Source organism: Streptomyces sp. NPDC056527 (assembly GCF_042794475.1).
GTDB lineage: Bacteria > Actinomycetota > Actinomycetes > Streptomycetales > Streptomycetaceae > Streptomyces.
In genome coordinates, this window is sequence record NZ_JBHTTQ010000182.1 from 1 (window position 1) to 7,672 (window position 7,672).

Annotated in this window: 5 protein-coding genes; 3 read left to right on the forward strand and 2 right to left on the reverse strand. The window is 72.4% G+C overall.

From position 1 onward, the window contains the following. Window positions 1-26: 26 nt before the first annotated feature. Together ACFQ7Q_RS36990 and ACFQ7Q_RS36995 are read right to left on the reverse strand one after the other, a co-directional pair. Window positions 27-1,598 (reverse strand): carboxylesterase/lipase family protein, encoded by a 1,572-nt coding sequence (locus tag ACFQ7Q_RS36990; protein WP_383563303.1) that lies wholly within the window; start codon window positions 1,596-1,598, stop codon window positions 27-29. Between the two features lie 99 nt (window positions 1,599-1,697). Continuing rightward, the gene (locus ACFQ7Q_RS36995; RefSeq protein WP_383563306.1) at window positions 1,698-2,423 is read right to left on the reverse strand and encodes a phosphatase PAP2 family protein; all 726 of its coding nucleotides are present in this window, start codon (window positions 2,421-2,423) and stop codon (window positions 1,698-1,700) included. Between the two features lie 957 nt (window positions 2,424-3,380). Here ACFQ7Q_RS36995 and ACFQ7Q_RS37000 point away from each other — a divergent pair. The 3 genes from ACFQ7Q_RS37000 (at window position 3,381) to ACFQ7Q_RS37010 (ending at window position 7,559) form a co-directional block, all read left to right on the forward strand. Continuing rightward, a complete protein-coding gene (locus ACFQ7Q_RS37000) occupies window positions 3,381-4,661 on the forward strand; it encodes an MFS transporter (protein ID WP_383563309.1) in 1,281 nt (426 codons plus the stop codon). A 265-nt stretch (window positions 4,662-4,926) separates the two neighbouring features. Beyond that, window positions 4,927-5,856 carry a 5'/3'-nucleotidase SurE gene (gene surE, locus ACFQ7Q_RS37005; RefSeq protein WP_383563312.1) on the forward strand — a complete coding sequence of 310 codons (930 nt, stop codon included), beginning with the start codon at window positions 4,927-4,929 and terminating at the stop codon, window positions 5,854-5,856. Window positions 5,857-5,894: 38 nt separating this feature from the next. Then, window positions 5,895-7,559, forward strand: a complete 1,665-nt coding sequence (locus tag ACFQ7Q_RS37010) for a carboxylesterase/lipase family protein (RefSeq protein ID WP_383563315.1) — start codon at window positions 5,895-5,897, stop codon at window positions 7,557-7,559. The last annotated feature ends 113 nt before the right edge of the window (window positions 7,560-7,672 follow it).

The window sequence follows — 7,672 nt, forward strand, 5'->3', positions numbered from 1 at the left end:
GCCCTCTTCCCTCGCAGCCCTTCCCGTTACGGGGAGCCTTCGCCTGACGACGAGAGGTCTCGCGCCACCTTGCCGTGCAGGCGACGCGAGTCACCGGCGAGGTCCCCGAGGGCGGTCACCACGGAGTCGAAACGCATCGTGGTGCGCGTGTCCGCGTCGTACGGATCCCAGGTCGGCATCGCCGCGTGGTTCGGGTCGCCGGTGCGGGCGAACGCGATCCATGCCTGGTGCATGGTGCGGGACAGCCCGTCGCGGACCGTGGGGTCGAGCCCGGCCAGGAACGGCGCATGCGTCCACTTGTCGAAGTTGGCGAAGACGAAGGGGAGTTCGAGGCAGTGGGCGGCGCCGAGGCGGCCGTCGTGCGCGGGCGTGGGCAGGTCGAACTGGTAGGCCCAGACGGGCCGCCCCGACGCCGCCCTCGCCTCGGCGAGTCGCACGGCGGGGACGCGGAAGAGCTCGTCCGTGATCAGGTCCATCAGCACCTCGGCGGGGCTTGAGCCGGGCCGGGCCCGCTCGTAGGCCGCGTACACCTCGGGCGCGGCCTCGGCCCCGAAGGTCTCGGCGATCCGGGCGGTCACCTGCTTCCGGTCGGCGGCCGCGTACCCCGGGTCGAGGGCGAAGCCGAAGTTGGCCTCTTCGCGGGTCCAGCCGATCATCACGTCGATGCCGGTCGCGGCTCCGTGCAGGAGGGCCTCCACCGGGTGACGCGTCAGGGTGACCCCGTCGATGACGGGCAGGAACGGGGTCGGCCAGTAGCCCCAGCGTGCCGTCCGGGCGAACAGCCCGCCGGCCGCGCCGATCAGCACGGGCCAGGGCAGTTCGCGCAGTTCCGCGACACTCTTGACGCCGGCCAGTTCCAGGTAGGCGGCGGTCCGCTCGAGGTACGCGTCCGGACCGGGAAGGTCGAGCCCGAAGGGCGGGCTCTGCAGGATCACTCGCTTGATCAGCCCCTGGGTCTCGGGGAGTCCGGCGAGTGCGGCCGTGGACACGGCACCGCCCGACTGACCGGCGACGGTGATGTTCTCCGGGTCGCCGCCGAAGGCGGCGATGTGCGCCGCGACCCAGCGCAGGGCGGCCAGTTGGTCGCTGAGCCAGGCATTGCCGGCGCCTTCCGGGTTGCCCTCCTCTTCACCGGTGTAGAGGTAACCGAGCGGCCCGATGCGGTAGTTGATGCTCACCACCACGAGGTCACCGTCTCGGGCGAAGGTCGCGCCGGAGTAGTTCGGCATCGATCCGGAGCCCGAGACGAAGCCGCCTCCGTGGATCCACACGAGCACCGGCCGACGGGCCCCGTCGGCCGCCGGGGTCCAGACGTTGAGCGTCAGGCTGTCCTCGTCGAAGGGCGGCGATCCATGGCCGCCGAGGACCGGATCCCCACCCTCCATGTACAGCTGCGGCACGCTGGGACCGTCGGCGGTCGCGTCCCTGGTGCCGTTCCAGCCCGGGTGCGGGCGGGCGGGGCGCCAGCGCAGGTCACCGACGGGGGGTGCGGCGTAGGGCACGGCGCGGAACACCGCGACCCCGCCTTCGGTCGTGCCGCGCAGTCGCCCTGCGGGGAGATCGATCAGCGTGTGGTCCGGGCCTGGGGTGAGAGCCATGAGCCAATCCTTCCTGGGCCGCGCGCGGAGCACGCGCCGACCCGATCGAGAGTATTGCGGAAATTCTTCGATCGTCAACGATCCGCGATATCGCAGGCCTCAGAGCCACAGGCTGTTGGCCGCCGTGCGCTCCGCCTCCGTCTTCAGCAGAGGCTCGAACACCCGCCACAGCAGCAGGCACGCCCCGACCCCGGCCAGCGCGCCGGCAAAGGTGTCGCTGAGCCACTGGGCGTGCAGCCAGGTGCGGCTCCACATCATGGCGACGACGTACGCGGCACCGAACAGCCACCACCAGCGTCGCGCACGCGGCGGGAACAGCACCACCGCGGCCACGAACATCAAGGCCACAGCGCTGAAGACCTGGCCGGAGGGATACGAGCCGTCATTGACGAGGACCCAGGGATAAGGCGGGCGCGGGCGGTCGACCAACTGCTTGAGGGGCAGCACCACGACCATGTTGGCGAGGACGTTGGCCGCGAGCACGTACAGCGCCGAGCGCCAGCGGCCGTAGACACAGAGGCAGCCGCACAGGATCAGCGGCAGGACCAGGCCGAGCGGGCCCCCGAGCCGGTCGAGGACGGTGGAGAGGCCGGTGACCGCGTCGGCCCGCGAGCCGTCCATCGAGGCCGCCCAGCGGTCGTCGACCTCCTGGAAGAACGGGCGGTCGACGACCCGGAGCAGCAGCCCGATCAGGAGCGGCGCGAGGAGGAGCGCGATTCCGACGGCGAGCGCGTGGCGCGGCGGGGCGGCCGGGAGGTGATGGCGGGGAGGGTGCTCGGGAAGCGGGGGCGGGGTCGGCGTGGCGTCGGGTGGGCTCGGCATCATGGCGGGCCTTTCACGGTGTTCACCCGGAGCGGTGGGGCGCGCGGGAGGGCGGGCGCGGGGGACGGAGGGGCGGGGACGGGGGACGACGGGTGGGGCGGGGGGCGGGGGCGAGGGCTGGGCCGGGGACGGAGGGTGGGGGCGGGGGTGCGTGGAGGGTGCGGCGCGGGAGGCGTATGGAGAGTTCGGCGCGCGGGACGCATGGAGGGTCGGGCGCGGGAGCGGAAGGAACGAGGCGGGAGGGGACGGAGCGCTGGGGCGCGGAGGGGGGGCCGGGCGCGGTGGGGCGCGGAGATGGAGGAGGCAGGGCGGGAGACGGCGGAAGCCGAGGAGACCGGTGCGGAGAAGGCGGGAGAGCGGGCGACGCGAGAACGGAGAAGGCGCGGCGCGGGAGGTGGGAAGGCGCGGCGCACGGGGACGCGGTGGCGAAGAAGGCGCGACGACACGGGAACGCGGAGGCGAGGGGAAGCGGCGTCGCTCGGCCGTGCATGCGTAGGTCGTACGGCTGCGTGGGCCGGATGGAGCACCGGAGCCGTAGGGCCGTCGCGGTGCGGCACGGAGTATTGCGGATGCGTGACCGCCGCCACAAGAGCAAGAGGGTTTCGAGACACGATCGCCCTGGTCAGCACCGCCGTCCGACTGGTTACACGTGACCCACGTGCAGTTCTCTCCTCGGTCACGATCTGCGTAACGACCGGACGCAGGCTCTAGCGGGGGCCGGAAATGGGTGCTACACAGTCTCCAAGCGCTGCGGGTAACACGTGTAACAGTATCTTGTCGGCCGCAGCCGTCCGCAACGGCTTCCGGTGACACCGCCGCCCCGCGACCGCTCTCGCGGCGTCTCCCTCACCCGTGTACCGCCCACCCGTGTACCGGAACCGACGCATCACGGCCCACACCCCGGCCGACACCCGGTCCCGTACCCCTCCACCTCCCCGCTCCGTCCTCCCAGGAGTCGTCATGGCCACGAACGAGCTCACCGACCCGATCGACCCGCCCTCCGCAGGCGCCGACACCACCGCCGCCACCACCGCGGAACCGGAAGCTCCACGCCAGCGCGGGCTCATGCTCCTGCTCCTGGTCGCCAACTCCGCCATGATGGCGGTCTACATGGGCGTCGGCTCGGTCCTCCTGCCCACCCAGGTCGCCGCGATCGCCCCTGACGACAAGGTCGCCGTCCTCGGCCTGATCGGCGGCGTCAGCGCCATCTTCGCGACTGCCTTCAACCCGATCGCCGGCGCCCTCTCCGACCGCAGCGGCCGCCGCAACCCCTGGATCCTGGGCGGCGCCCTCGGCGCGCTGCTCGCCCTTGCCCTTCTCGGCAGCGTCACCACCGCCCTGCTCGTCGGGATCGGCTGGTGTCTGGTCCAGGCGACGATGAACACCTATCAGGCGGCGGTCACCGCGATCGTGCCCGACCGCGTCCCGGCGGCCCGCCGTGGCACGGCGTCCGCGCTGGTGGGACTGGGAATGCCGATCGGCGGCACCGCCGGCGTCCTCATCGCCTCGCAGACGGCGACGCAGCTGCGTACCGGATACCTGGTCTTCGGCGCGATCGTCGCCGTGGCCGCCCTGCTGCTCTCCGTCTTCTGCCGTGACACACCTCGCACCGAGCCCGCCCCGAAGTCGAGCGTGGGCTCCCAACTCGCCGCGTTCCTCTCGTCGTTGGCCAACCACGACTTCCGCTGGGCCTTCATCGGCCGCGCCCTGATGGTGCTGGGCTACTTCTCCGTCGTCGGCTACCAGCTGTACATCCTGGGCGACCACATCGAGCTTCCGGCCGGGATGACCCCGCCCGCCGCGATCGCGATCCTCACCCCGGTGTCGATGGTCGCCGTGGCCGTGTCCACGGTCGTCGGCGGCCTGCTGTCCGACCGATGGAACCGCCGCAAGGTGTTCGTCGGCGTCTCGGCCGCACTGGCCGGGCTGGTCATGGTGGTCCCCGTCGTCAGCCCGACCTGGACCGGAATGCTCGTGTTCAGCGCCCTCAACGGACTCGCCTTCGGCTGCTTCATGGCCGTCGACACCGCGCTCGTCACCCTGGTCCTCCCCCGCGCGGAGGACGCGGCCCGCGACATGGGCGTCCTGAACATCGCGAACGCCGGGCCGCAGATCGTCGCCCCGTTCGTCGCCTCCGCGATCGTCACCGCCCTGGGCGGGTACACCCCGCTGTTCCTGGCCGGCGGCGCCCTGTCACTGATCGGCGCACTCGCCATCCTCCCGATCCGCAGCGTGCGCTGATCTCGCTGGGTCGGCTCTTTCGGATCGGTTCCCGGCTGCCGTGCGGTGCCTTGTAGCGCCGGGCCCGGGGTTCCGACGGAGAGACCCGGGCCTCGTCGGCCGCGGCCCGCGCCGCCCGACCACCCGTACTCCGGCGGGCACATGCCGAGGGTCACGTGCCCGCCGGTCCCGCACCACCTCGTCGCACCACCGCACCCTCGCGAAACAGCACCCTCGCGCAACCACACCCTCACCTCCCCTGCCTCCCTCTTCCCAGGAGCCTTCTGTGAGACGCAAGCGAGTTCTGCCGCCGGCCATGCTGATCCTGTGCACCACGGCCCTCGCGGGGACGGCGCCCGCGGTCGCCTCGCCGCAGACCGCCCCGGCGCACACGACTCCCACCGCGCCCGCCGCTCCGCTGCGGATCCTGCTCACCAACGACGACGGCTACAACGCACCCGGCATCCGCAAGGCGTTCGAGCGCCTGACCGCGGCCGGACACGACGTCACGATCGTCGCCCCGCTCACCAACCAGAGCGGCACCGGCACGAAGATGTCGAACGCCCCCACGATCACGGTGAAGCACCCCGAGCCGAAGGTGTGGGCCGTCGACGGCAGCCCCGGCGACTCGGTGGCCTTCGGCCTCTCCGAGGTGTTCGAGGGCCGCGCCCCCGACCTCGTGGTGTCCGGCACCAACTTCGGGCCGAACGTCGCCGGGCTCGCCAGCCACTCCGGCACGGTCGGCGGCGCCGTCGCGGCGGTGGAGTCCGGCGTGCCCGCCATCGCGCTGAGCACCGGCGGCCTCTCGGTGCCCGATCCGGTCACGACCGTCAACGCGATGGGACCGACGCTCGACTTCGCCGTCAAGCTCATCGACCGACTGCGGACACGGGCCAAGTCCGGCCCGCTGCTGCCCAAGGGCGTCGGCCTGAACGTGAACCACCCGGTCGTCGGCGCCGACGGCAAGGGCACCGCCGCCGGCGTGTCCACCACCTTCCAGGATCCGCAGACGATCCTCGAACCGAACTTCACCGACTCGGGCGACGGGACCTGGAAGGTCGACGTGACGGTGGACATGCGGCCGGCGGCGAAGGGCGGTGACGTGGAGGCCATCATCGCGGGCCGGATCGCCGTCAGCCCGATGAACGCCGACTGGAACACCGGCCCCGCCGACCACGCCACCACGTCTGCCCTGATCTCCGGTCTGCGTCCCTGACGACCGCTCCACCCACACCAGCCAACTCAGGAGGATGGATGAAGCGGCCCGGAAACCGGCACACTTCGACAAGACCCCTGCTCGGTACGGCCCTCACCCTGGTGGCACTGCTCGCGTCGGCGATCCCGGCCGCCGCATCGGGCTCGGCGTCGAGCTCGGCCTCGGCTTCGACCTTGACCTCGGCTTCGGCTTCGGCTTCGGCTTCGGCGGCCACGCTCCCCCGGCCGGTGGTCACCGTTGCGCAGGGTCGGCTTCGGGGACAGGTCCGCGACGGAGCGGAGGAGTTTCTCGGAGTCCCCTACGCGGCGCCCCCGGTCGGGGAGGCCCGGTTGCGGGCGCCGCGTGAGCCCCGCCGCTGGGACGGCGTGCGGGAGGCCGACCGGCAGGCGCCGGCCTGCGTGCAGTTCTCGCCGTTCGGCCTCGCGGACCCCTCGGCCGTCAGCGAGGACTGCCTCTACCTGGACGTGTACCGCCCGAAGGGGGCCCGGACCGGGGCGCGACTGCCGGTGATCCTGTGGATCCACGGGGGTGCGTACACCATGGGAACGGGCACCCAGTTCGGCGGCCGGACGATGGCCGATCTCACGGACAGCGTCGTGGTCGGCATCAACTACCGGCTCGGCCAGCTGGGTTACCTGGCGCTGCCCGAGCTGGCTCGCGAGAACGCACGACGTACGGGCTCGTTCGGTCTGCTGGACCAGGTCGAAGCGCTGCGTTGGACGCGGCAGAACATCGCGGCGTTCGGCGGGAACCCTCGCAATGTGACGGTCTCGGGGCAGTCGGCGGGCAGCGCTTCGGTCTGCGGGCTGCTGGCCGCGCCCTCGGCGTCCGGGCTGTTCCACCGCGCCGTGCTGCAGAGCGGGCCGTGCACGCTGATCGGTACTCCCGACAGTGCGCGGGCCGAGGGACAGGGCCGGGACTTCGCGGAGCGGGCGGGGTGCGCCGATCCGGTCACGGTCGCCGCGTGCCTGCGCGCCGCGCCGGCGGCGGCTCTGGTCGAAGCGGGGCGCACGCTCCCCACGTCGGGGCCGGCCTCGGGTGACGGGCTGCTGCCGGTGGATCCGGCAGCCGCGATCGGCAGCGGTAAGTGGAACAAGGTCCCGGTGATAATCGGGAGCACCCGGTCCGAATCGCGGTTGTTCGTGGCGCTGTCGCAGCCGAGGCTGACGGACGAGGAGTACAAGGCGCAGATCCTGGCGGGGTACGGGGCGGCGGGCCCGGAGGTGCTCGCGCGCTATCCGGTCTCGGCGTACGGCACGCCGTACCTGGCGCTGTCGGCGGTCATGACCGACTCCTCCTTCGCCTGCCACACGGCGTGGACGGCGCAGTTGTTCGCCTCGCAGGTGCCGACGTACGCGTACGAGTTCGACGACCCGGACTCCCCGACTCTGGCGGGCGCGCAGGTTCCGGGGCTCGACATGTCCAACGCGCACAGCGCCGAACTGGCGTATCTGCACGACTTCACGGCGGGCGACCGGCCGCTGAGCGAGGTCCAGGCGGCGCTCGCGACGCGGATGAAGCGCTACTGGGGTGCCTTCGCCCGCTTCGGTTCGCCGGCGGTGCCGGGGCAGACCGCCTGGCCCACGACCGGGAGCGGGACGGTCCTGTCGCTCAACCCCGCGTCGACGCGGACGAGTTCGTCGTTCGCGGCGGACCACCAGTGCGGCTTCTGGCGGACCCAACCGACCCGTCCGCCGCTGTAGCTCTTCCACGGGTCGGGGCCCCCCCCGCCGGGAGGTGCGGCGTTGGCGGGCGGCCATGGGGGGGTGGCGGGGTCGTGGAAGCCACACGAGGGCGGCCGCAACCAACAGAAGAG

Bases quoted from the DNA above. Each gene is read 5' to 3' on its own strand.
- ACFQ7Q_RS37010 (WP_383563315.1), top strand. From the start codon at position 5,895: ATGAAGCGGCCCGGAAACCGGCACACTTCGACAAGACCCCTGCTCGGT.
- ACFQ7Q_RS36995 (WP_383563306.1), bottom strand. From the start codon at position 2,423: ATGATGCCGAGCCCACCCGACGCCACGCCGACCCCGCCCCCGCTTCCC.
- ACFQ7Q_RS36990 (WP_383563303.1), bottom strand. From the start codon at position 1,598: ATGGCTCTCACCCCAGGCCCGGACCACACGCTGATCGATCTCCCCGCA.
- ACFQ7Q_RS37000 (WP_383563309.1), top strand. From the start codon at position 3,381: ATGGCCACGAACGAGCTCACCGACCCGATCGACCCGCCCTCCGCAGGC.